Source organism: Kosakonia sp. S57 (assembly GCF_016516575.1).
GTDB classification, from domain to species: Bacteria; Pseudomonadota; Gammaproteobacteria; order Enterobacterales; family Enterobacteriaceae; genus Kosakonia; species Kosakonia cowanii.
Map to the genome: position 1 here is coordinate 149,213 of NZ_JACVUL010000004.1, position 24,560 is coordinate 173,772.

A 24,560-nucleotide genomic window follows, 5' to 3' on the forward strand; every position below is an offset into this window, starting at 1 on the left:
GATCAGGCAAGACGCATGATCCAGGTATCAGATTGCTCGTCGTAATGTTCGCGATAAAGGACCGAATGCTCGCCGTTAAGGATCGCAGGAATGCTGGTTTCCGCGTCCCAGGCATCAAGCTGCATGCATAGATCGGGGTCTGAACTGCATGGAATATGCAGTTTGCGCTCACCCTGACTCTCTCCCTGCAACTCGGCATCATCGATTTCGAATGCGCCAATGCGCACGCTGGTTTTCGTCATAATGCTCTCCGTCGATCGTTAAAATGTGGTACGACCAGTAAAGCCGCCCACATTTCAGCCTGGTACAACAGCCGGAAAGTCGCCAGTCAAAAAATGCGTTTTTTATGCGCTGCGTCACGCCTTGCCAGCGAAAAGCTGACCGTCGCGCACCAGCTCGCGCGGATAGCTGTTTTTCAGCCGTGACCCCACTTTTTTCGCAAGCCCCAGCGCCTGCCCCTGGAAGGTCACAATCGCTTCATCCCCGGCTGGCAAGGCCTGCGGGTAGATGTCGCGACCGCGATACCACGCTTCCGCTTCCTCTGTCGTCAGCTCAAAGGCCAGCGGATTATTATCACCCGCCAGGGCGATCACCGCCTCATGCTGCCAGCGATAGCCCTTGTTATGGGTCTCCGCGAGGCGCATGCCGAGGCGGGAAAAGCGGACTTTTCCGATCAGATCTTCAATGGCGGCAGGGAATAACCAGATCTCTTTATCACGCTGCCACAGACGCAGAGAATCACCCCAGCGTAAGCCGACCTCAGCCGCTGCGGCGGTGACGGCAGCGCTTTCGCGCGTCTTCAGCGGCGCAAACGGGAATTGACCGACTTTGTAGGTCGGGGCCGGCAAGCGCTCTACCGCTGCGGTTTTACGCAGGCGGGCGACGAAGAAGCCTTCGCAGTCAAAAATTTGCGGAAAGACATGCAGAAAGCCCTCTGCCGTCAGCGCCTGCTCTGCGCCCTCGAACAGCTTACCGAGCGGTTCGAACTCAACGGCATCAGGGTACTGCTGCGCTAACCAGTGGCAGACGGCTTCGTTTTCGTCGCGGTTCAGCGTGCAGGTGGAGTAGACCAGCACGCCGCCGGGGCGCAGGGCATGAAAGGCGCTGTCGATAAGCTCGCGCTGGGTGGCAGCAATCTCCAGATTGCTGGCGTGGGACCAGTTTTTCAGCGCATCGGCATCTTTACGTACTACCCCTTCGCCGGAGCAGGGGGCATCCAGCAGAATGGCGTCAAACATCTCGGGTAACGCAGCGCCAAACACGCGGCCGTCGAAATGGGTTAACGCCACGTTCTGAATGCCACAACGGCTGATATTGGCATGCAGCACTTTTACACGGCTGGCAGAGAACTCATTCGCAAGGATGGCGCCCTGATTCCCCATGCGTGCGGCAATCTGCGTGGTTTTCGACCCCGGTGCGGCAGCAACATCCATCACGCGCAGCGGCATCGTTTCCCCGGCAAACAGCGCGGCAACCGGCAGCATTGAGCTTGCTTCCTGGATGTAGAACAGGCCGCTCAGATGCTCCGCCGTGCTGCCTAAAGGCAGGCTCTCCTCCTCGTCGCGCTCGATCCAGAAGCCCTCAGCGCACCATGGCACCGGCGTTAACTGCCAGCCATAGGGCGCGACCAGCGAGAGGAAGTCATCGACGGAAATTTTCAGCGTATTGACGCGAATACTGCGGCGCAGCGGGCGCTGGCAGGCGGCAATAAACTCATCAAAATCGAGATGTTCAGGCATTGCCAGGCGCATCTGGGCGAGAAATTCTTCAGGAAGGTAAACAGCGTTTTGAGCCACGGGGCGCCCCAGAAGGAAAAAAAGAGGCGCGCAGTGTAGCATAAAGGCTCCGGCGCGGGCACGCCGGAGCACTCAGCTTAACGTGGTAGCGCCGTTCCCCACTGCCGCCACTCTTTTGGTTCGCTCTCCAGCAGCAGGAAGTGTTTGCCCGGCTGCGCTTTCGGTGCCAGCGGCGTTTCCGGTGGCGTCGCGAAGGCGATCCCGCCGCGAATAAACTGGTTAAAGGTACCGGTTTTCACCACCCCGCCGGTCAGGCCAAAGTCCAGCGTATAACCGGAGGCTAACCAGAAGACCGAGTTGTTGCGCACCAGATGCTGGTAACGCTTACTGACGCGCATGGCGATCATCACACGGTCGGAGAGGGTACCCAGCGCAAGGCCGGTCACTGTGCCCACTTCAATACCGCGGAACAGCACCGGGGTACCGATATTCATCGAACCCACTTCTGGCGCTTCAACCACAATGTTCAGCCCATCAAGGTAACGGGAATCAGTAATTGTCGCTTCGGCGAGTTCGAAATCGCGGCGCGCATCGCCGTGCCCCGGCTCAACGTTGATATAGGGTTGCAGGATAGTGTCGAGATGCTCAACACCACCGGCGGAGATCTGCGGCGTGATCACCGAGAAGCGCGATCCGGCGCGGGCGAAGTTGCGCACATATTCCGGGTAGAGCACGGCGCTGGCCTGCACTTCGTTTTTATCCGTCAGCAGGCGAAGCTCCTGCACCTGGCCGATATCAATGCCGAGGTAGCGAATCGGCATCCCCTCTGCCAGCTTGCCGGCGTCGAAAGCATGCAGGGTGATCTGGCCGCCGACGGCGCGCGCTTCGGTTTCCGAGGCGTAAAGAATACGCTTATCGCCTTTACGCAAGCGGGCACCCGCACCGCTACGGTTGTCGAAGCTGATGGCGCCTTTAATCGCGCGCGAAAGCGGTGAAGCCTGCACGGTTAATCCGCTGCCGTTAAGCTGCACCTTCGCGCCGCCCTCCGCCCAGAAGACGCTGTCGGCGGTGAGCAAGTTGCGATACTCCGGTTTGATATGCAGATCGATATCAAAGGCATTGGCGCGCGGACGCACGGTGATCACTTCACCCACTTCAAATTTACGATAGAGCACGACCGAACCCGCCTGCACATCCGGCAGCGTATCCGCCGTCAGCGTCAGGGTGGTTGTGGGCAGATCGCTAAGGCTGTTCTCCAGCGCTTTATCTAGGTTGGCGAAGAGCGGGTAGGTGGGTTTCATCTCCCCTTTATCACCCGGGAGAATACGGATGCCGCCACTGATCCACTCACTGGCGCTGGCAGCAAGGAACTCAACGCCATCCAGCCCCAGTTTCACATCCACACGGCTGTTGACCACGAATTTGCTGTCACCATGCACCAGATCGCGATATTGCGGATCGATGGCCACGGCAAACGAGACGCCTTTGCTGGTCAGCTTACGCTCCAGCACCTGGCCGACCTGCACACCGTGAAGTACAAGCGGTTGCCCGGCATCGATGCCATAACTCTCAGGCGCGGTGAGCGTCAGGGTGATGACGCCCGGCTCCTGCAGCAGGTTTTTATCCGCGGGTAGCACAACGAACTGATCGCGCGGCTGGCCTTCGCCAGGAATCAGCTCCAGCGTGCTGCCGGTCAGCAGGGAGCTGAGATTGGTATTGCTCAGGGAGACTTTCGGGTTGCGCATCTCAATGCGCGTGTTATCACGCAGCAGATTGACCACGCCCGGATCGACGGTCAGCTCACCGGTTACTTTGCCGCCAGGATTAAGGGTAATATCCGTCAGTTCACCCACTTCCAGCCCCTGATACATCAGCGGCGTTGACCCGGCTTTCAGCCCTTGGCCGCTCGGCAGATCGAGCTTGATGAGCACGCCGCGCTGGCTGTGAGCCAGATCTTTGTATAGCCCAAATTCATCATCGGCTGCTGCGGGTGCCGAGTTATCCGGCGAGTCGAAGGCGATAGCGCCATTAACCAGTGCCGCCAGGCTCTCAAGCTCCACTTTCGCGCCGCTAAGACCGACGTCTGCTTTCATACCGGAGATATTCCAGAAGCGGCTGCCTTTTTTCACCAGATTGGTAAAGCGGCGCTCAATCAGCACATCCACCGTGACGCCCTGTTTATTTTTGTTGATGGCGTAGTCATATACGCGACCAACCGGGATCTTGCGGAAATAGACCAGCGAGCCGCTGTTGAGTGAGCCGAGATCCGGCGCGTGCAGATGAATCATCAAGTCGCCATTATTGAGGCGGTATTTCGGCTGCGTGTCGAGGGCGGTGAAGTGATCCTGCGGTTCACCTTTGCCTGGCATCATACCGATGTAGTTACCGCCGACCAGCGCATCCAGCCCCGAAACGCCCGCCAGCGATGCTTTCGGCGTCACCAGCCAGAACTGCGTCTCGTTGCGTAGCGCATCTTTCATATCGGCTTTGATGCTGGCGCGGACCTGAATCTTCTTCAGATCGTCGCTCAGGCTAATATCCTGCACCGTACCGACTTCCACCCCCTGATAGCGGATGGGCGTGCGCCCGGCGACGATGCCGTCAGCGGACATAAAGTCGATGGTGATGGTGTTGGCGCGATCTTCATAGCTACTCCAGACCAGCCAGCCGGCGATCAGCAAAGCGATCACCGGCAGCAACCAGAACGGTGAAATGCGTCGTTTTGTTTTAATGCGCGCTTCAGTCGGCGAAGCGTGGTTTTCCTGACTCATGTGCATCCCAAAGTAAGCGGCTGTCCAGCCATTCCACAGCAAGAATAGTCAAAATAACCGCCGCGCCGAAATAAAACGCAGCGGGTCCCATAGTAAAGGCGAGCAATTGGTCGCGATTGATCAGTGACATTGTCAGCGAGATGACAAACAGATCGAGCATCGACCAGCGCCCAATCCAGGTCACAAAGCGCAGAAGAAGGATGCGAGTGCGTAGCCCCTGTTCAAATTTGAAATGGATACTGACCAGCAAGGTAAACAGTACGATTACCTTGGTAAACGGCACCAGAATACTGGCGATAAAGACGATGCCCGCCACGGCGATATTGCTGTTACCGAGCGAAATAATGCCCGACATAATGGTATCTGCCTGCCGCGAACCGTTGAGGTAGACCACCGAGATCGGCAGCAGGTTAGCGGGCAGCAGAAAAATCATCGAGGCAATCAGCGCCGCCCAGCACTTCTGCAGGCTGTGTCGACGGCGATAACGCAGCGGAATATGGCAACGCGGGCATCTGCCGCGTGCATCAGGTAAGCCGGTGAAGTGGCAACCGAGGCAGGCGCGCAGCTGCGGATCGGGGCGCTTAGCCGGACGCTGCGGATAAAAACGCTCCCACAACTGCTCAACGTTCAGATGGATAAGCGTCATCACGCTGAGAATGGTTAACGCCACAAAAGCGACAAGCCCGACGCCCGGCTGCAGGTAAGCGTAATCCTGCACCTTGATCGAGGCGACGCCAATGCCGACCAGATAGATATCGAGCATCACCCACTCTTTCAGGCGCTCAAGCATCAGCAACACCGGGCGCAGATTCATCCCGAGGCGGTTGCCGAACCATAAATAGGCGATTGCACTGACCAGCACCAGCGGCGCGCCAACGGTACAGAAGAGCACCATCGCCCCGGTAAGCGCATCGCCTTGAGCAGTCATTTGCCAGATCCCCTGCAACAGGTTGGCGTCAATACGCACACCCAGCAGGTAAAAGTGGAGCAGCGGTTCGCCCCAGGCAAAAGGCATCAGCATCAGCATCGTTACCGCCATGGCGGCGAGACGGGTTAATGACCAGTCGCGTCCATCGCGGATCTTGGCATTGCAGCAGGGACAAAATGCACTTTGGTGCGATTTCATAACCGGTAACGCAAAAAGCGTATCGCATTGCGGGCAGCGCTGATAATGTGCCCGTGGCAAAGCTTCGCCGACATGATGGATCGCAATTTTTTTGTTAAGCGAAATGTGTTGTATCTTTAGTGCCATCGGCCGGATCAGAAAAGGATTAGATGCATCTATATTAACTCATGATGAGAACATCTTGAGCATCAACGCATTTAATGCTTATTTTATTAGGCTTAGCCGTTTACTCAGTAAGACACCAAAGTGGTTGGATAATGAACAAAGCAGAGTTTTACGCGGACTTAAACCGCGATTTTCAGGCATTAATGGCAGGTGAAACCAGTTTTTTAGCGACGTTGTCTAATACCAGCGCGCTGCTGTTTGAACGTCTGGATGGGGTCAACTGGGCCGGTTTTTATTTACTGGAAGGCGAGACGCTGGTGTTAGGGCCGTTCCAGGGCAAAATCGCCTGCGTCCGCATTCCTGTCGGGCGCGGTGTCTGTGGTAGCGCGGTCGCGCAAAACCGTGTGCAGCGGGTAGAAGACGTTCATCAATTTGACGGACATATCGCCTGCGATGCGGCCAGCAACTCTGAAATTGTGCTGCCGATCACAGTAAGTGGTCAGATCATTGGCGTGCTGGACATCGATAGCGTCGAATTTTCGCGCTTTAGCGACGAGGATGAAAAGGGCCTGTGCGAGCTGGTTTCTCATCTGGAACAGTGCCTTGCGGCAACCGATTATCAAAAATTCTTTGCGACTGTCGCAGGATAATCAACGGATAACGTAGCATTTACTGTTAGCGTCATTATAATGACGCCTGTTCATGCCTGCGCTTGTTGGCAACGTCCGTTGTAATCAGGAAATTTCATGGAAAATCAACCTAAGTTGAATAGCAGTAAAGAAGTGATCGCTTTTTTGGCCGAACGTTTCCCTCACTGTTTCAGTGCTGAAGGCGAGGCACGCCCCCTGAAAATCGGTATCTTTCAGGATTTAGTGGCGCGTGTTGAGGGTGAGATGAATCTCAGTAAAACCCAGCTTCGTTCCGCTTTACGTCTTTATACTTCGAGCTGGCGTTACCTGTACGGTATCAAAGCTGGCGCGACGCGTGTCGATCTGGACGGCAACGCCTGTGGCGTGCTGGATGAGCAACACGTTGAGCATGCCCGCAAGCAGCTTGAAGAAGCGAAAGCGCGTGTTCAGGCGCAACGCGCTGAGCAACAAGCCAAAAAACGTGAAGCTGCCGCTGCTGCTGGTCAGGAAGACGCACCGCGTCGTGAGCGCAAACCTCGTCCGGCTCCGCGCCGTAAAGAGGGCGCAGAACAACGCAAGCCTCGCGCCGATAAGCCGGCGGCTAAACCGCAGCGCGAACGCGCACCGCAGCAGGAAGAGCGCCATACGCCAGTTTCTGATATCTCCGTGCTGAGCGTGGGTCAGGACCTGAAAGTGAAAGCGGGCAATAACGCGATGAGCGCAACCGTGCTTGAAATCACCAAAGACGGCGTTCGCGTACAGCTTAGCTCGGGTATGTCGATGATTGTACGCGCAGAACATCTCTTGTTCTGAAACGGAGGCCTGGCCTGGCATGAACACTTTGTTTAAGCGCACAGCGTTGGCAGGCCTGTTATTCGTAACAGGCCACGCCCTGGCTGTGGAAGATATTACCCGGGCCGATCAAATCCCGGTGTTAAAAGAAGAGACGCAGCACGCGACGGTGAGCGAGCGCGTCACTTCGCGTTTTACTCGCTCCCACTATCGCCAGTTCGATCTGGACAACGCCTTCTCTGCGAAGATTTTCACCCGCTATCTTAATCTGCTTGATTACAGCCACAACGTCCTGCTTGCCAGCGACGTTGAGCAGTTTTCGCAGAAGAAAAACGAGATTGGCGATGAACTGCGCAGCGGCAAGCTGGACGTCTTTTACGACCTCTACAATAAAGCGCAGCAGCGCCGTTTTGAGCGCTACCAGTACGCGCTTAAAGTGCTGGAGCGGCCGATGGACTTCACCGGTAACGACTCCTTTAACCTCGATCGCAGCAAAGCACCGTGGCCAAAAGATGAGGCCGAGCTGAATGCGCTGTGGGACAGCAAGGTTAAATATGACGAACTGAGCCTCAAGCTCACCGGTAAAGATGAGAAAGAGATCCGCGAGACGCTCTCTCGTCGCTATAAGTTCGCCATTCGCCGTCTGGCACAAACCAACAGCGAAGATGTCTTCTCGCTGGCGATGACCGCCTTTGCGCGTGAAATCGATCCGCACACCAACTACCTTTCGCCGCGCAATACCGAGCAGTTCAACACCGAAATGAGCCTCTCGCTTGAGGGGATCGGTGCTGTGCTGCAGGGTGATGATGACTATACGGTGATCAACTCGATGGTTGCCGGTGGTCCGGCGGCGAAGAGTAAAGCGATTAGCGTTGGCGATCGCATCGTTGGCGTTGGTCAGACCGGGCAGAATATGGTCGATGTTATCGGCTGGCGTCTTGATGATGTTGTTGCGCTGATTAAAGGGCCGAAAGGCAGCAAAGTGCGCCTTGAGATCCTGCCTGCGGGCAAGGGGACCAAAACGCGCATTGTTACGCTGACGCGTGAGCGTATCCGTCTTGAAGATCGCGCAGTGAAAATGTCCGTTAAGACCGTCGGCAAAGAAAAAGTCGGCGTGCTGGATATTCCTGGCTTCTACGTCGGGCTGACCGATGACGTGAAAGTGCAGCTGCAAAAGCTGGAAAAACAGAACGTCAAGAGCGTGATTATCGATCTGCGCGCTAACGGCGGCGGGGCACTGACGGAAGCGGTGTCGCTCTCCGGCCTCTTTATCCCGTCCGGCCCGGTGGTGCAGGTGCGCGATAACAACGGCAAAGTGCGTGAAGATAGCGATACCGATGGCGTGGTCTACTACAAAGGGCCGCTGGTGGTGCTGGTTGACCGCTTCAGCGCTTCGGCATCGGAGATTTTCGCGGCAGCCATGCAGGATTACGGTCGTGCGCTGATTGTCGGCGAACCAACCTTCGGGAAGGGCACCGTGCAGCAGTACCGCTCCCTTAACCGTATCTACGATCAGATGCTGCGCCCGGAATGGCCAGCGCTGGGTTCGGTGCAGTACACCATCCAGAAATTCTATCGTGTGAACGGCGGCAGTACGCAGCGTAAAGGCGTAACGCCGGATATCATCATGCCGACCGGCACGCAGGTCACGGAAACCGGGGAAAAATTCGAGGATAACGCACTGCCGTGGGACAGCATCAATGCTGCCACCTTTGTGCGCGCCGGCGATTTGAAACCTTTCGGTCCTGAGCTGCTGAAAAAGCACGATGAGCGTATCGCGAAAGATCCTGAGTTCCAGTACATCAATAAGGACATTGCGCGTTTTGAAGCCCTGAAAGCAAAACGCGATATGGTGTCGCTGAACCTGGCGCAGCGTGAAAAAGAGAATGCGGAGGATGATGCTATTCGTCTCTCGCGCCTCAACGATCGCTTCAAGCGCGAAGGCAAGCCGCCGCTGAAGAAACTGGACGATCTGCCGAAGGATTATCAGGAGCCGGATCCCTATCTTGATGAGACGGTGCATATTGCTCTCGATCTCGCGCATCTTGAAAAAGATCAGCCCGCGGAATCAACCGCGTCTGCTAAGTAACTCCTCCCTACAGGCACAAGAAATTGTGCCTGTTTTTTTAACAACCTCCCATCCTCGTAAGCATCCTGCTACAAAGTGTAAAGTTGTGTTTTTCTCGTGACTTACGCGGCATTGTTGCTTGAAAATAGCCCGCACGCCCATACGATGTGGATAACCGCATAGTGCGTTTTGTTAAATCGAGGTTAAAAGAAAATTATGATGCGAATCGCGCTCTTCCTGTTGACTAACCTGGCTGTTATGTTGGTGTTCGGCCTTGTGCTTAGCCTGACGGGCATTCAGTCGAGCAGCGTTCAGGGGTTAATGATTATGGCGCTGCTGTTCGGTTTTGGCGGCTCGTTCATTTCGCTGTTGATGTCGAAATGGATGGCGCTGAAATCTGTAGGTGGTGAAGTCATTGAGCAGCCGCGCAACGATATGGAGCGCTGGCTGATGGAGACCGTTGCACAGCAGTCTCGCCAGGCAGGCATTGCGATGCCGCAGGTGGCGATTTATCACGCGCCGGATATTAACGCCTTCGCTACCGGTGCGCGCCGTGATGCTTCGCTGGTCGCCGTCAGTACCGGCTTGTTGCAAAACATGAGCCGTGATGAGGCCGAAGCGGTCATCGCCCATGAAATCAGCCATATTGCCAACGGTGACATGGTCACCATGACGCTGATTCAGGGCATTGTGAACACCTTCGTTATCTTTATCTCGCGCATTATTGCCCAGATTGCCGCTGGCTTCATGGGCGGAGACCGGGATGAGGGTGAAGAGAGTAACGGTAACCCGCTGGTCTACTTTGCCGTCGCGACGGTGCTCGAACTGGTATTTGGTATTCTGGCGAGCGTCATCACCATGTGGTTCTCCCGCTACCGTGAATTCCATGCCGATGCGGGTTCAGCCCGTCTGGTAGGACGCGAGAAGATGATCGCTGCACTGCAAAGGCTGAAAACCAGCTATGAGCCGCAGGAAGCAAGCAGCATGATGGCGTTCTGCATTAACGGTAAGTCAAAGTCGCTGAGCGAACTCTTTATGACGCACCCGCCGCTGGATAAACGTATTGAAGCGTTGCGTTCAGGCGCCTACCTCAAATAACATCATTACAAATAATAAAAGCGCGTCCATTGACGCGCTTTTTTATTGTTCGTCATCAGCGCTCAGCGGCAGGAATGGTATGGGTTGTACGCAGTTAACCCAGCAGATTATCGCGTAATTATTTCTCCGAACGCGGCATCAGCGTCTTTCAGGCGTAATGTCGCAGATTTGTAACGAACCAGGCATTCGCGCATTGCGGCGGATGGTCGACGAATTTATAATAAAAACCTATTCTGATTTTTATAAAACACAGGCGATGAGGTAATTAATGGCAATCGCGGATTTGGACAAGCAGCCAGATTCTGTCTCTTCTGTACTGAAGGTCTTTGGCATTCTGCAGGCTTTGGGCGAAGAGCGTGAAATCGGCATTACCGAGCTTTCACAGCGCGTCATGATGTCAAAAAGCACCGTTTATCGCTTTTTGCAGACCATGAAATCGTTAGGCTACGTGGCACAGGAAGGGGAGTCAGAGAAATACTCCCTGACGCTGAAGTTATTCGAACTTGGCGCGCGTGCACTGCAAAACGTTGATTTAATCCGCAGCGCGGATATCCAGATGCGTGAACTTTCTCGCCTGACGAAAGAGACCATCCATCTGGGTGCTCTCGATGAAGACAGCATCGTTTATATTCACAAAATCGATTCGATGTATAACCTGCGCATGTATTCGCGTATCGGTCGCCGCAATCCGCTCTATAGCACCGCGATTGGTAAAGTGCTGCTGGCCTGGCGCGATCGCGATGAAGTGAAACAGATTCTGGAAGGCGTTGAATATAAGCGCAGCACCGATCGCACCATTACCAGCACCGAAGATCTGCTGCCGATGCTGGATATCGTTCGCCAGCAGGGCTACGGCGAAGATAACGAAGAGCAGGAAGAGGGATTACGCTGCATCGGTGTACCGGTGTTTGACCGTTTTGGCGTGGTTATCGCTGGTCTGAGTATCTCTTTCCCGACTCTGCGATTCTCCGAAGAGCGCCTGCACGAATACGTGGAAATGCTGCATCAGGCAGCGCGTAAAATTTCTGAACAGATGGGTTATAACGATTATCCATTCTGATAATTGTCAAAAAAGCCGCCCCAAGGGGCGGCTTTTTCATGGCAAAAATCAACCGTTATCAATGACGTTATCGCTTTTACGCATCAGTGGGCAGTTGGCAAGGCCAAAAAATCCGTTGTCTGAATGAACATATTGCGCCGTGTTGGTACCACGCGCGGTGACGTATTTGCACTGTAAACCAAGGCCTGCTGCATTCTCTTTACTGTTAATTAGCACGCCATAACCGCTCAGTAAGAGTCCAATCCACAGCAGCGCGACAACGATGACGCCTCGAATAAGTGTACGCATGTTTGCTCCTTGCACATCGATTAAGTCTGCCATTAAGGCTACGTCTTTTATTGATTGAAACAAGTCACGCATTCCTAAAAATACCGAAAGGGGGTACAGTTACCCGCTGTTTAAGGAAGCCATGCTAGTGTGGTTACACCTTGAAATGTTTCGGAGAGTGGAGTGAGAAAATTTAGATGGCTGTTGCTGATTGCCGTGGTGGTGGTCTGCCTGCTGCTATGGACTCAAATGATCAATGTGATGTGCGATCAGGATGTACAATTTTTCAGCGGCATCTGTGTCATCAATAAATTCATCCCCTGGTAAGCGCATTTCTGCAGTGAAAGATTTCCTTCCTGAGTGCCAGTGGTAAAATGCCGCGTCTACTTTGAGGGTGTGAAATGAACGAAATCTTAAATTCTGGCGCGCTAAATTTTGCGTCTATGCTGGTTTCTGTGGTGGTTCTGGTTATTGGTCTGGTGCTGTGGTTCTTTATCAATCGTGCCAGTTCACGTACGAACGAGCAGATTGAACTGCTGGAAGCCCTGCTCGATCAGCAAAAACGGCAAAATGCGCTGCTGCGCCGTCTCTGTGAAGCGAATGAGCCGGAAAAAGCTGCTCTCCCCGAGGTCGAAAAAAATAAGACTAAGGGTGAAGACGAGGAGTTTATCCGGCTGGTGGCTGAACGATAACCTGAAAGGAGGGGAGAGATGGCCTGGAAAAACCCCTGGTATGATCCCGCGCTCTCCCATCATACGCCCGACGGTTTTTGTAACCCGACGGCCGTGGCGCATCAACCCGGCGATGTAAAACGCTGGCGTCAGGAACGCAAAGCTGACGGGCTTCCCCGGCCTCCAGCTACAGGGTATGACGCTTTTATTCAAGCCTGGTGGCAAAAAGCCGAGATTTCGCCGGGTGACGATGGCCTGTGGTGGCTTGGGCATGCCTCTGTGCTTCTGCGTATGCAGGGGAAATATCTGCTCACCGATCCTGTTTTTTCCCGACGCGCCTCCCCGCTGCGTTTCATCGGGCCTCAGCGGCGCACACCGCCTGCATTATCCCTTGACGATATTCCCGCCCTGGATGCCATTCTTATCTCTCACAATCATTACGATCATCTGGACCGCTGGACAATCCGCGCACTGCTTCGCCGGTTTCCTGAGGTAAAGCTTTTTGTCCCTCTCGGATTGGGTGACACGCTTCGCCGCTTTGGCGCGCGTTTTGTCACTGAGCTGGACTGGTGGCAGCAAGCCTCGCTGGACGATTTACATTTAACCGCTGTTCCCGCTCAGCACTGGAGCATGCGCACACCGTGGGATCGCAACCGCTCATTATGGTGCGGCTGGGTTATTGAGTCGCGCGAACTGCGTTTCTGGTTTCCAGGTGATACTGGCTACAGCGTCGAGCTTCTGCAGATCCCGCAGCGTCTTGGAAAAATTGATGCGCTCGCGCTGCCCGTTGGTGCTTATGCACCGCGCTGGTTCATGTCGATAAACCATATGGATCCACAAAGTGCGGTGTCGCTGTGGCAGCAATTAGGCTCGCCGCTGGCTTTTCCCATCCACTGGGGCGTATTTGAACTGGCTGATGAATCACTGGATGAGCCGGTGCAGGAGTTACAGCGCGCTTTAAGCGAAGCGGAACAGGAAAATGATAACTTCAGGATCCTTAAAATTGGTCAATATTTATCCCTGCGGTAATTTAAGCCGAGCGCCATAAAAAGTAAGCCGTATTAAAATTGTGCGCTTCAGATTTACGCGAAACGTTTTTATTGCCTTCAAATGATGCAGTGTCATCATAATTTCATTATTTTGGTGCACGCCTGTGCTTATTCGCTCAGTAATTATTCATAGTTAACCTGAGCAATAGTTTCGTCCCAGATCATTAATCATTTAAGAATCTTCCTAATCGAATAAACAGCATAACTATTCGCAGAAAGTTCTTAGTATATAAGCGAAACGCATGAGGGGTTCAGCCACCCTTAAGCTGCATGGAACTGCTTGATGAATCGAAAGAAATGGTCTAGGTTTATCGGGTAAACCTGCTGGTGCAGCGGCTGCTATAACGGTCATTGAAGTGAATAAATGAACAGTGGTTGTTTCGATACCCTTAGAATTTGTGCGGTGGATCGAGACATATCTAAAAATGGCTTGCCATAGTTTACGTATTATGTGATAACACGTTGTGGGTCAATCGAGGTACAGTTCTGTTTATGTGTGGCATTTTCAGTAAAGAAGTCCTGAGTAAAACGTTTCGTTGAATACAGCTTCTCTGCCGAACCTTATATTAGTGCCTCAAGCAGTAATGTCTCAGTTTTCTCAGTCAATGCCTGCGGGCGAAGTATATACATTAAGGAATTTTGCAAATGGCAAAGATTAAAGGTCAAGTTAAGTGGTTCAACGAGTCTAAAGGTTTTGGTTTCATTACTCCGGCTGACGGCAGCAAAGATGTATTCGTACATTTCTCTGCTATCCAGGGTAACGGCTTCAAAACTCTGGCTGAAGGCCAGAACGTTGAGTTTGAAATTCAGGACGGTCAGAAAGGCCCGGCTGCAGTTAACGTAACTGCTATCTGATTTCGACACCTCTGAGCTTGAGACGCGTTCCGCGTATCAATGTCAGTTATCAAGCCTCGCCATTGTGCGGGGCTTTTTATTTTCCCTGCCGCAACATTTGACGGTACACTTCGCCCTTTGAAAAAGTCGTCCCGGAGTGTTTATGCCATTCAGTTGCCCCCTTTGCCACGCACCGTTAAGCCGCCACGAGCGCGCATTTATCTGTCCGCAGCGGCATCAGTTCGATATCGCCAAAGAGGGTTACGTCAATTTATTGCCCGTTCAGCATAAACGCTCGCGCGATCCCGGTGATAACGCCGAAATGATGCAGGCGCGCCGTGCTTTTCTCGACGCCGGACACTATCAGCCGCTGCGGGACACCATCTGCAGCCTGTTTGAAGAGACTCTGCCGGCAGAAGCGACGGCGCTGCTCGATATCGGCTGTGGGGAAGGGTACTACACGCAGGCATTTGCCGGGGTAGGCCGCGCGCGCGGCGCACAAACCGTTGGTCTTGATGTCTCGAAAGCGGCGATTCGCGCAGCGGCAAAACGCTATCCGCAGGTGATGTTCTGCGTCGCCTCCAGCCACCGCTTGCCTTTTGACGATAACAGCATTGATGGTCTGGTGCGCATTTATGCGCCCTGTAAAGCGCAGGAGCTGGCCCGCGTGATGAAACCGCAGGGTGTCGTGATCACCGCAGCACCCGGTCCGCGCCATTTAATGGAGCTGAAGGGGCTTATTTATGATGAGGTGCAGCTGCACGCGCCAAACAGCGGTGAAATTGAAGGGTTTACGATTCTTTCCGAACAGTCACTCGCTTATGAGATGGAGCTGACCGGCGAAGAGGCGGTTGCGCTCCTGCAAATGACGCCGTTTGCCTGGCGGGCAAAGCCGGAAGTGTGGCAACAGCTGGCAGCGACTAAAACATTCCGCTGCCAGACGGATTTCACTATCCATTGCTTACGCCGGGAAAGCTAGCCAGCAAAGTGGCTATAAAGGATCTGCACGCCGATACCAATGAGCACAACGCCGCCGAGGATCTCGGCGCGTTTGCCGAGTAGCGGGCCGATAAAACGGCCTACCATCATGCCTAAAGTTGACATGATGAGCGTGGCGCAGCCGATGGCCAGCGCGGTAGTGAGGATATTGACCTGCAGGAACGCGAGCCCGACGCCAACCGCCATCGCATCCAGGCTGGTAGCAATCGCGGTGGTAACCAGCAACCAGAATCCATGACGATGCGGCATCTCTGCGTCATCATCCGTATTGCCGCGAAAACCCTCCAGCACCATCCTGCTGCCAAGAAACGCCAGCAGTACGAACGCTATCCAGTGATTCCACTCAAGCACAAATTGTGATGCGAGCATGCCGAGACCCCAGCCCAGTAAAGGGGTTAAGGTTTCAATTGCGCCGAAGATAAGGCCGGTACGCAGGGCGTCGGAAAATTTAGGATTGCGGAGCGTCGCACCTTTACCGATAGAGGCGGCGAAGGCATCCATCGACATACCGAAGGCGAGAAGCAGGGTGGCGGATAAGTTCATCTGTGCGTCCTGACCGGGAGTTCCATATAACACACCACTGCCCCCAGTAAACAGCAGTTGGTGTGTCAATGGTCTCGCCTGACTGAAAATGTTCAGTCCGTACGTGCCACGTTTTGCAACGAGTATGTTGACACGTACATTTCCGCAGGGCGGAAATCGGCTACTCCCCAACGACGGACGCACCTTACCATATTTTTAGAATATAAAACAACAGCAGAAGAATATTCATGGCGCTGCCTGTCGATAACGATTGTCATTTAGCTTGCGACGTGAAAATAACGTTAATAAACATAGGTAATTTCTTATGAGAAATATAGCAGAGGCTATATTAAAGCCTCTTTTTTGTGCAGGGTAAAATGAGGTGAGTATTGTGTAACTTATTGAGTTTTAACCATTACTCTGTAGATCTTTTCGAGGTCGTCTATATTTCGTACACGGATTAGTAACCGCCGCTGCTCTAATTGCATTACCAGTACGCCATCCTCCGATAAATTCATCTCTTTAATACGGTTATATTCAATCCAGACATTAGCAAAGAAGAAACCCTGTGTTTTAAAGATGGCTTTCGGGGCGCGGATCCAAAAAAGGTAAATACCCAGCAGCGCCAGCGCAAATAATAACCACATGGTTAATGATGAACCACCGTTAACGCTGTTGTTATAAATCAGAATAACCAGCAGGCCGACAAAAATGGCGCCATCGGTACGGCTTCTGCGCAGCAGCGGAACGGTGAGCAACGTTTCGCCTTTGCGACGGGGCATCACCACCTCGTCATAGAGCGCAAAAGCCAGCAGGGCGGCGACAAACAGCAGCAGCACGCTATCCGTAATCGACATCTCATCTCCTTAAATAAAAAAACCGGGAGCAATCACGCCCCCGGTTATGACAACGTCGTTTAAAGACCCAGCAGGCCGATAGCGTAGCCGACAATCCCAATTACGAAGAAGCCGACAATGATCCACAGTGGGTTCACTTTTTTACGCAGGAGCCACATACAGGCGAAGGTCAGCAGCAGCGGAACCAGACCCGGCATCAGCTGGTCGAGGATGGTCTGCACCGTGGTCACCGTGGTTTTCCCGGTCTGGTCGGTAATTTCCGATACGACCAGCGGAATATTCACGTGCGTCCACTTGTTGACCAGCGCCCCCATCACAAACAGGCCGAGAATTGACGCCCCCTCAGTCAGTTTCTGCAGGAAACCGCCGCCCATATCTTTAACGATATCGATCCCTTTGCGATAGCCGTAAGCAACGCCGTAATAACGGGTGGCAAGACGCACGATATTAAAGAGGAAGAAGAAGAGCAGCGGGCCGAGCAGGCTGCCGCTCATGGCGATCCCGGCACCCAGTGCTGCAAAGACCGGACGCACGGTACCCCAGAAAATCGGGTCGCCAACGCCTGCCAGCGGCCCCATCAGACCCACTTTGATACCGTTAATGGCACCATCGTCAATCTCTGCGCCGTTCGCACGCTGCTCTTCCATTGCCAGCGTTACGCCAAGCACCGGCGCGGCAACGTAAGGGTGGGTGTTAAAGAACTCCAGGTGACGCTTAATCGCCTGGCGGCGGGCTTCGTTATTTTCCGGATAGAGGCGTTTAATCGCCGGTACCATCGAGAAGCAGAAGCCGAGTGCCTGCATACGTTCGAAGTTCCACGAGCCCTGGAAGAGGTTAGAACGCAGGAACACGCTGCGAATATCACTCTGGGTGAGCTTTTTCTCAGTCGGAGTTTTCGTCATATCAACCATGTCGTTCACCTGTTAATCCAGTTCGTTATCAAGATCGTTGGCACCAGCCGCTGGTGCAGCGCCGCCTGCAGTGCGGTTATATTTCGGGCTAAGCTGAATGTAGAGAATGGCCATAACGGCACCGATCACACCCAGCGAAACAAGGTTGAAGTTGGTAAATGCCGCGGTCACGAAGCCGAGGTAGAAGAACGGCATCAGATAGCCTGCGCGCATCATATTGATGACCATCGCATAACCGACCACCACGATCATGCCACCGGCGATATTCAGACCGCTGGTCACCACTTCCGGAATGGCGTTGAGCATGTTCTGCACTTCGCTGGTACCGACAGAGATAGCCACAATCACCGCCGGAATGGCGATACGCATCGCCTGCAGGAACAGGGAGGAGACGTGGATCCAGGACAGCGCGGTAAGGTTACCGTTATCCGCGGCTTTATCTGCCGCGTGCTGGAAACCAACGGTAATGGTACGAACAATAATGGTCAGTACCTGGCCTGCCGCCGCCAGCGGGATTGCCAGCGCGATACCGGCACCGATGCTCTGGTGGCCGCCAATGACCAGAATGGTGGAAATAATCGACGCCAGCGCGGCATCCGGCGCGACTGCGGCACCGATGTTCATCCAGCCAAGCGCGATCATCTCAAGGGTACCGCCGATAATGATACCGGTTTTCATATCACCAAGAACGATACCGACTAACGTACATGCCACCAACGGACGGTGGAACTGGAACTCGTCAAGTATCGACTCCATACCGGCAATACATGCGACGACGAACACCAGCACAATCTGAAGAGTGGTAATCTCCATTGTACTTCTCCTATAGCTAAATCAGACGTAAGTGTGAAAACTGAGTCAATCAGGTCGTCGCGGTTACTTCGCCACTTTGCTGATTAAATCCATCATTTTCAGTTTCGGATCGTTTGAAACTTTACGGACTTCCAGCTCAATGCCGCGATCGTTGAGTTTGCGAAACGCCTCAATATCTTTCTCATCGACGGAAACAGCGTTGTTTACCTGGGTTTTGCCCTGACGATAGGCCATACCGCCAATATTGACCGAGGTAAGTTTTACGCCGCCCTCGACGATGCGCTCGACGTCGGTAGGGTTGGTGAAGAGCAGCATTACGCGTTCACCGGCATATTTCGGGTTGTTATAGACGCGGATCATTTTTGCGACGTCGACAACGTGAGCCGTTACCCCCGGTGGTGCGACCTGCGTCAGCAGCGTTTTACGCACGTTATCGGCGGCTACCTCATCACTGACGACAATAATCCGGGTGACGTTGGTCTCTTTGGTCCAGCGGGTGGCGACCTGGCCGTGGATTAAGCGGTCATCAATACGCGCCAGACCGATAACCATATAGTCGTTCGGCCCCATCGGTTTAGCAGGGGTAGCGGCTTTCGGTGCTGCCGTCTGTTGAACCGCAGCGGGAGCGGGTTTTTCCACCGGCTGCGCTTTCAGCGCCTTCACGCCTTCACGTCCGGTCTCGACGGCCAGCGCTACCAGCTCATCGAAGGTTGGGTTGTCATCACGTGCCATCAGGGTTTCAACCAGCATCGGGATATTCACGCCGGCGATGACTTCATAATGCTCTTTATCGACGACAATGCGGCTGGCGGCGTTAAACGGGCTGCCACCCCATGTATCAACGAGAAACAGCACGCCCTGATTAGTATCCAGTTTTGCCAGCTGCGCCTGATACTTTTCGATTAACGTCTCCGCGTTCTCGCCGGGAACAAAATCGATCCATCCGACATTCTCCTGCTCGCCGAGTAGCATCTCGGCGGTTTTAAGCAGTTGTTCTGCCGCCCAACCATGTGTGCCTATAACAATAGCAATAGTCACTTGCTACCTCCTTATTCTTGTCGTTAACATCCACGCGATGGATGTATTGTGAATCGGCACCAAAAAAGCGAATCGATTCAGAGATAAACTCAAAGAGAAGTTTAGGAACTTTCGCGAATTATTTTAGAGAGTGAAAAAATAATTTATGTGATGAAGATCCGTAATTTAGCTTTCATAAAAATGAAATTTTGTGGCGCAAAATATCCATACATTTTGCAAAGTCTGGTAAATCTTTGCCAGCTACCCAGGCTCTTTGCTATGTTTAACCTCCGTTTAAGTTACCAGGAGTAAAGGGCAGTAGCCCATCGTATGGATCGTCACCGACGTCAGTTCACTTTATGGCCGTCCCGCGCCACGCATTCCCCCCTTTCAAATAGAGTCAATGTCATCACGCCTGCGCATTTTCGCGCGCCGTATACTGTTTTCCTGAACAGGAGCCTGTCATGGAATTCTTAATGGATCCGCAGATTTGGATCGGTTTGTTGACGCTGGTTGTGCTGGAAATCGTGCTGGGTATTGATAACCTGGTCTTTATTGCCATTCTTGCCGATAAACTGCCGCCGAAGCAGCGCGATAAAGCACGGTTGATCGGTCTGTCACTGGCGCTGGTGATGCGACTTGGCCTGCTGTCGCTGATCTCATGGATGGTGACGCTCACCCAGCCGCTCTTCTCGGTGTGGAACCTTACCTTCTCCGGCCGTGATTTAATCATGCTGTTCGGCGGTATTTTCTTACTGTTCAAGGCCACTACGGAGCTTCATGAACGGCTGGAAAACCGCGATCACGATGGCGGACACGGTAAAGGCTACGCCAGCTTCTGGGTGGTGGTGACGCAGATCGTGATTCTCGATGCGGTCTTCTCCCTCGATGCGGTGATTACTGCGGTCGGTATGGTTAATCACCTGCCGGTGATGATGGCGGCGGTGGTAATCGCGATGGCGGTAATGCTGCTGGCCTCGAAGCCGCTGACTAACTTTGTGAACCAGCATCCGACGGTCGTGGTGCTCTGTCTGAGCTTCCTGTTGATGATTGGTCTGAGCCTGGTCGCAGAGGGCTTTGGCTTCCATATTCCGAAAGGCTACCTCTACGCCGCGATTGGCTTCTCAATCATCATTGAGTTCTTTAACCAGGTTGCGCGCCGTAACTTTCTGCGCAACCAGTCGCGCCTGCCGCTGCGTGCGCGCACCGCGGATGCGATTGTGCGTCTGATGGGCGGTCGCCGTCAGAATACGACGCAAACCGAGACGGACAGCGATGCCTCAGTAACGGTGCCGGAAGGCGCGTTTGCGGAAGAGGAGCGCTATATGATCAACGGTGTCCTGACGCTGGCGTCCCGTTCGCTGCGCAGCATTATGACGCCGCGCGGTGATATCAGCTGGGTGGATGCCAATCTGAGCGTTGACGAGATCCGTCAGCAACTGCTCTCTTCCCCGCACAGCCTCTTCCCGGTCTGTCGTGGCGAACTGGATGAAGTGATCGGTATTGTGCGCGCCAAAGAGCTGCTGGTGTCGCTGGAAGAGGGCGTCGATGTTGCCGCTATCGCATCTGAGTCGCCGGCAATTGTGGTGCCGGAAACCCTCGACCCGATCAAGCTGCTGGCGGTATTACGCCGCGCGCGCGGCAGCTTCGTAATTGTCACCAATGAGTTTGGTGTGGTTCAGGGGCTGGTAACCCCACTGGACGTGCTGGAGGCAATTGCCGGTGAATTCCCTGATGCGGATGAAACGCCGGAAATCATTGCCGACGGCGACGGCTGGCTGGTGAAAGGCACTACCGACCTGCATGCGCTGCAGCATACGCTGGATCTCGATAACTTCGTTAATGAAGAGGAAGATATCGCCACCGTTGCGGGCCTTGTCATTGCCGCGCGTGGGCAGATCCCGCCGGTAGGCGAAACCTTTGCCATTGCGCCGCTGCATATCACCGTGATGGAAGCAAACGACTACCGGGTCGATCTGGTGCGTATTGTTAAAGAGCAACCGGCTCACGACGAAGAGGAGTGATCCTCAATCGTCATCAGCGGAGCCAGCCGGTCGTCATGCGCGGCTGGCGTCGCATTCCCGGCTAACCACGCCGGGAAGTTCTCAATGGGCATCGGCTGTGCAAACAGATATCCCTGAAGTGACTGAACCCCCTGCTGACGCAAATATTGCGCCTGCTGCGGGGTCTCTACCCCCTCTGCCACCAGTTCAATATCCAGCCGCTGCGCAAGCGCGATAATGATGTCGGTCACCTTGGAGTTCACCGCATCGGTGCCGATCGCCGCAGTATAGGATTTGTCGATTTTCAGAATGTCCGGTTGCAGCTTCTCCAGCCAGCTCAGGGCGCTATTACCGGTGCCGAAATCATCAATCGCAATCTTCACGCCGTTGTGATGCAGCTCGCGCATCATGCGCGAATCAACATCCTGCAGCGCATCGCGCTCGGTTAACTCAATGATCAACTGCTGAACCGGATGGTGAACAAACCACAACCGGTGCAGATCTTTCAGTAACTCGCCATCGCGCAGATGGCTGGGGGCGGCATTAATGCCGATATGAAAATGGGCGTCGGCCGGAAAGAGATGGCGGTGCGCCTGCACCTCAATCAGCACATACCGGGTCAGCGGGGCGATCAGATGCTGCGCCTCGGCGATAGGAATAAACACCTCCGGCGAAATCGCACCCTGGCGCGGATTGTGCCAGCGCAGCAGGATCTCCACGCCGACGCACTTCAGGCTCTGGGCATGCAGCACCGGCTGGCAGAAGAGGGCAAATTCGCGGCCGGTTAAGCCAAGGTTAATTTCACGAGCGAAGCTCATGCGGCTGGCAGTGGTAAACCAGGTAATCACGCTGGTTAAAAGCCCAATCATCAGCGCCAGCGGCAGCTGTGAGGGCAGATGTTGCAGCGCCAGCCGCGTTGCACCCGGGCCGCTTACGCTCACCGACAGGGGGAAGAATTGCGAGGTACGCTGATAGCGCTTCTCATCGTCGGCCAGCAGTAGGGTCTCCAGCAGACCTTTTCCCTGCACCAGATGCCGCCCGGCAACAGAGAGTGCAACGCGGGTGATAAGCGGCGGCTGGGGCTCCAGCATTAAGCGGCTGAGCAGTTCAATATTGACCACTTCCATCACGCCACTTTGCCCATCTGCGGCGGTGGGAAACCAGACGATCAGCACCGGGCGATCTTTCAACAGGGATTTATCCGTTGAGAGGACCAGCAGCGTGGTTTTCGCCGGCAGGCTCGGCTGAAGCTGGTGAACAGGGACGTGGCGATCGCCAAAAATGCTCGAGCAGTAAAGTATGCCATCGTGCACCAGCGTAATGGAGCGCACCGTCTGCAGGCTGGCAGCGATTTTGCGCAGTTGCAGGTGCACCCCGTCACAGGGTTTACCGACCAGCGGCGAAACCATCTCGCGGGTCGATTCCAGCGGCAGCAGCAGGCGATCAAAGTTCACCACCGCATGATGGGTAAAAGAGGCGACACGTTGCTGGTTGAGGTTACGCTCGGAAACAAAGCGAAAAGCGAGGGTCAATATCAGCGCAGCAATGCCCGCCAGCACGCAGACCGTCGCGCGCCGCTGTCGATAGCTTTTAATGATCCGCTGAGCCGTTTGCATGCGCCGATCGCCTGTAATATCCCTGGCCTGATTGCCATGCCAGCACAGTTGAAGTGTAGCGGGAAATTGCTCAGCTTATGCACAAACGGCGGGGAATATTCTTGATTTGTGGCGCAGCGGGTAAAAAAAACGCCGTTCGGTTGAACGGCGTTGAGAGCGGTGAGTTTAGTCACACTGCACTTTGATGGCCAGACCACCGCGCGAGGTTTCGCGGTATTTGGCATTCATATCTTTCCCGGTCTCGTACATGGTTTCGATAACCTTGTCGAGAGAGACGCGCGGCGCGCTGGTGCGGCGCATCGCCATCCGCGCGGCGTTAATCGCCTTCACCGAGGCAATGGCATTACGCTCAATGCAGGGAACCTGCACCTGGCCGGCGACCGGATCGCAGGTCAGACCGAGGTTGTGCTCCATACCAATCTCTGCGGCAACGCAAACCTGCTCCGGGCTTGCACCCAGCAGTTCAGCCAGACCTGCCGCCGCCATCGAGCAGGCAACGCCCACTTCGCCCTGGCAGCCCACTTCCGCACCGGAAATGGAGGCGTTCATTTTATAGAGCGCACCAATCGCCCCGGCAGCGAGGAAGTAGCGAATGTAGATATCCGGGCTGACGGACTCAATAAAGTGGTCGTAATAGGCCAGCACCGCCGGCACGATACCGCAGGCACCATTGGTCGGAGCCGTCACAACGCGACCGCCCGCCGCATTCTCTTCGTTAACCGCGAGGGCAAACATGTTGACCCAGTCCACAACGATCATCGGATCGTTGGAGAGCTTATCGCTGGAGACCAGCAGGCGGCGCAGGGCTGAAGCGCGACGCGGTACGCGCAGCGGACCCGGCAACACGCCTTCGGTGTTCATGCCGCGATCGATACAGGCGCGCATGGTCGTCCAGACGTTAGCAAAGTACTCTTCAATCTCTTTTTTCGAGTGCAGCGCCAGCTCGTTCTGCATCACCATCCCGGAGAGAGAAAGCCCGGTCTGTTTGCAGTACTCAAGCATCTGCGTCGCAGAGTTGAAGGGGTAGGGCACAGCGACAGAGTCGAGGGTCTCTTTACCAAAATGCTCTTCATCAACGATAAAGCCGCCGCCGATGGAGTAGTAAGTTTTGCTGTAAACGGCTTCATCGCCGTTCAGGGCGGTAATGCGCATGCCGTTTTCGTGCAGCGACAGGTTATCGCTGTGAAAACGCATGCCATCATTCTGCGGGAAGTCGACTTCATGGCGACCCTGCGCCAGCAGCAAGCGCCCACGGTTTTCCACATCGCGGATAAACCCCGGGATCGCATCAATATCGACAGTGGCCGGCTCATTGCCCGCCAGACCCATAATAATGGCGATATCGGTATGGTGTCCTTTCCCGGTAAGGGAGAGTGAGCCGTAAACATCCACCACAACGCGGGTAGTGTTTTCCAGCAATCCTTTTTCGACCAGATCATCGACGAACTGCTTCCCGGCCTTCATCGGGCCAACAGTGTGGGAAGAGGAGGGACCAATTCCCACTTTGAACATGTCGAATAGACTAATCACATTTACACTCCTGACAGGGTTACTGGGTTTCCAGTAACGATGTAATAACTGCGCATAGTGTAAGAGGGAAGGGTGCCAGCAGGTTA

23 protein-coding genes, 1 pseudogene and 1 riboswitch are annotated in these 24,560 nt (G+C 54.3%); of the genes and pseudogenes, 12 read left to right on the forward strand and 12 right to left on the reverse strand.

Annotated features, from left to right (window positions below):
- Window positions 1-2: 2 nt before the first annotated feature.
- The 4 genes from IAE48_RS05495 to yebS form a co-directional block, all read right to left on the reverse strand.
- Window positions 3-242, reverse strand: coding sequence for a YebV family protein (locus IAE48_RS05495; protein WP_023480127.1), 240 nt, complete (start codon window positions 240-242; stop codon window positions 3-5).
- 114 nt (window positions 243-356) lie between these two features.
- Window positions 357-1,796 (reverse strand): 16S rRNA (cytosine(1407)-C(5))-methyltransferase RsmF, encoded by a 1,440-nt coding sequence (gene rsmF, locus IAE48_RS05500; protein ID WP_200133733.1) that lies wholly within the window; start codon window positions 1,794-1,796, stop codon window positions 357-359.
- A gap of 77 nt (window positions 1,797-1,873) precedes the next feature.
- Complete coding sequence (locus IAE48_RS05505) at window positions 1,874-4,507, reverse strand: PqiB family protein (RefSeq protein WP_200133734.1); 2,634 nt, start codon at window positions 4,505-4,507, stop codon at window positions 1,874-1,876.
- Window positions 4,476-5,759 carry a membrane integrity lipid transport subunit YebS gene (gene yebS, locus IAE48_RS05510; RefSeq protein WP_200133735.1) on the reverse strand — a complete coding sequence of 428 codons (1,284 nt, stop codon included), beginning with the start codon at window positions 5,757-5,759 and terminating at the stop codon, window positions 4,476-4,478. Before yebS ends, IAE48_RS05505 begins: the two co-directional genes overlap by 32 nt.
- Window positions 5,760-5,890: 131 nt before the next feature.
- Here yebS and IAE48_RS05515 point away from each other — a divergent pair, with 131 nt between their 5' ends.
- From IAE48_RS05515 to kdgR, 5 genes are all read left to right on the forward strand, one after another.
- Window positions 5,891-6,388: a GAF domain-containing protein gene (locus tag IAE48_RS05515; RefSeq protein WP_200133801.1), complete on the forward strand. Its 498-nt coding sequence runs from the start codon at window positions 5,891-5,893 to the stop codon at window positions 6,386-6,388.
- Between the two features lie 96 nt (window positions 6,389-6,484).
- Entirely contained in the window at window positions 6,485-7,180 is a 696-nt protein-coding gene (gene proQ / locus IAE48_RS05520; RefSeq protein ID WP_023480122.1) for an RNA chaperone ProQ, read from the forward strand.
- A gap of 19 nt (window positions 7,181-7,199) precedes the next feature.
- Window positions 7,200-9,248: a carboxy terminal-processing peptidase gene (gene prc / locus IAE48_RS05525; RefSeq protein WP_094419639.1), complete on the forward strand. Its 2,049-nt coding sequence runs from the start codon at window positions 7,200-7,202 to the stop codon at window positions 9,246-9,248.
- A gap of 195 nt (window positions 9,249-9,443) precedes the next feature.
- Window positions 9,444-10,325: a protease HtpX gene (gene htpX, locus IAE48_RS05530; protein ID WP_094419640.1), complete on the forward strand. Its 882-nt coding sequence runs from the start codon at window positions 9,444-9,446 to the stop codon at window positions 10,323-10,325.
- Window positions 10,326-10,593: 268 nt separating this feature from the next.
- Window positions 10,594-11,385 (forward strand): DNA-binding transcriptional regulator KdgR, encoded by a 792-nt coding sequence (gene kdgR, locus IAE48_RS05535; RefSeq protein WP_042715774.1) that lies wholly within the window; start codon window positions 10,594-10,596, stop codon window positions 11,383-11,385.
- A 48-nt stretch (window positions 11,386-11,433) separates the two neighbouring features.
- On the opposite strand, the gene IAE48_RS05540 is transcribed toward kdgR, so the two are convergent.
- The gene (locus IAE48_RS05540) at window positions 11,434-11,673 is read right to left on the reverse strand and encodes a YobH family protein (protein ID WP_200133736.1); all 240 of its coding nucleotides are present in this window, start codon (window positions 11,671-11,673) and stop codon (window positions 11,434-11,436) included.
- Window positions 11,674-11,835: 162 nt separating this feature from the next.
- Between IAE48_RS05540 and mgrB the strand changes: the two genes are divergently transcribed.
- From mgrB to rlmA, 6 genes and pseudogenes are all read left to right on the forward strand, one after another.
- Window positions 11,836-11,979 (forward strand): PhoP/PhoQ regulator MgrB, encoded by a 144-nt coding sequence (gene mgrB, locus IAE48_RS05545; RefSeq protein ID WP_023480134.1) that lies wholly within the window; start codon window positions 11,836-11,838, stop codon window positions 11,977-11,979.
- 74 nt (window positions 11,980-12,053) lie between these two features.
- A complete protein-coding gene (locus IAE48_RS05550; RefSeq protein ID WP_094419642.1) occupies window positions 12,054-12,344 on the forward strand; it encodes a YebO family protein in 291 nt (96 codons plus the stop codon).
- 18 nt (window positions 12,345-12,362) lie between these two features.
- Window positions 12,363-13,352, forward strand: a complete 990-nt coding sequence (locus IAE48_RS05555) for an MBL fold metallo-hydrolase (RefSeq protein ID WP_200133737.1) — start codon at window positions 12,363-12,365, stop codon at window positions 13,350-13,352.
- A 512-nt stretch (window positions 13,353-13,864) separates the two neighbouring features.
- Window positions 13,865-14,005: pseudogene (locus IAE48_RS05560) on the forward strand (DUF2627 domain-containing protein).
- A 12-nt stretch (window positions 14,006-14,017) separates the two neighbouring features.
- Complete coding sequence (cspE, locus tag IAE48_RS05565) at window positions 14,018-14,227, forward strand: transcription antiterminator/RNA stability regulator CspE (RefSeq protein ID WP_001062678.1); 210 nt, start codon at window positions 14,018-14,020, stop codon at window positions 14,225-14,227.
- A gap of 142 nt (window positions 14,228-14,369) precedes the next feature.
- A complete protein-coding gene (gene rlmA / locus IAE48_RS05570; protein WP_076770017.1) occupies window positions 14,370-15,185 on the forward strand; it encodes a 23S rRNA (guanine(745)-N(1))-methyltransferase in 816 nt (271 codons plus the stop codon).
- Here the strand turns inward: rlmA and mntP are convergent.
- The 5 genes from mntP to manX form a co-directional block, all read right to left on the reverse strand.
- A complete protein-coding gene (gene mntP, locus IAE48_RS05575; protein ID WP_200133738.1) occupies window positions 15,182-15,748 on the reverse strand; it encodes a manganese efflux pump MntP in 567 nt (188 codons plus the stop codon). The two genes, rlmA and mntP, sit on opposite strands and share 4 nt — an antisense overlap.
- A gap of 6 nt (window positions 15,749-15,754) precedes the next feature.
- A riboswitch (yybP-ykoY riboswitch) is annotated at window positions 15,755-15,929 on the reverse strand.
- A gap of 196 nt (window positions 15,930-16,125) precedes the next feature.
- Window positions 16,126-16,584, reverse strand: a complete 459-nt coding sequence (locus IAE48_RS05580; RefSeq protein ID WP_200133739.1) for a DUF986 family protein — start codon at window positions 16,582-16,584, stop codon at window positions 16,126-16,128.
- Between the two features lie 59 nt (window positions 16,585-16,643).
- A complete protein-coding gene (locus tag IAE48_RS05585; protein WP_023480044.1) occupies window positions 16,644-17,495 on the reverse strand; it encodes a PTS mannose transporter subunit IID in 852 nt (283 codons plus the stop codon).
- 12 nt (window positions 17,496-17,507) lie between these two features.
- Window positions 17,508-18,308 carry a PTS mannose/fructose/sorbose transporter subunit IIC gene (locus tag IAE48_RS05590; protein WP_054803641.1) on the reverse strand — a complete coding sequence of 267 codons (801 nt, stop codon included), beginning with the start codon at window positions 18,306-18,308 and terminating at the stop codon, window positions 17,508-17,510.
- A gap of 63 nt (window positions 18,309-18,371) precedes the next feature.
- A complete protein-coding gene (gene manX, locus IAE48_RS05595) occupies window positions 18,372-19,346 on the reverse strand; it encodes a PTS mannose transporter subunit IIAB (protein ID WP_054803642.1) in 975 nt (324 codons plus the stop codon).
- Window positions 19,347-19,789: 443 nt separating this feature from the next.
- On the opposite strand from manX, the gene yoaE reads away from it, so the two are divergent.
- Window positions 19,790-21,349 carry a CNNM family cation transport protein YoaE gene (gene yoaE, locus IAE48_RS05600; protein WP_054803643.1) on the forward strand — a complete coding sequence of 520 codons (1,560 nt, stop codon included), beginning with the start codon at window positions 19,790-19,792 and terminating at the stop codon, window positions 21,347-21,349.
- On the opposite strand, the gene IAE48_RS05605 is transcribed toward yoaE, so the two are convergent.
- Both IAE48_RS05605 and sdaA read right to left on the reverse strand, forming a co-directional pair.
- Entirely contained in the window at window positions 21,331-22,944 is a 1,614-nt protein-coding gene (locus IAE48_RS05605; protein WP_200133740.1) for an EAL domain-containing protein, read from the reverse strand. The genes yoaE and IAE48_RS05605 overlap by 19 nt on opposite strands.
- Before the next feature lie 165 nt (window positions 22,945-23,109).
- On the reverse strand, window positions 23,110-24,474 hold the full coding sequence (gene sdaA / locus IAE48_RS05610) for an L-serine ammonia-lyase (protein ID WP_094419648.1): 1,365 nt from the start codon (window positions 24,472-24,474) through the stop codon (window positions 23,110-23,112).
- Window positions 24,475-24,560 lie beyond the last annotated feature (86 nt).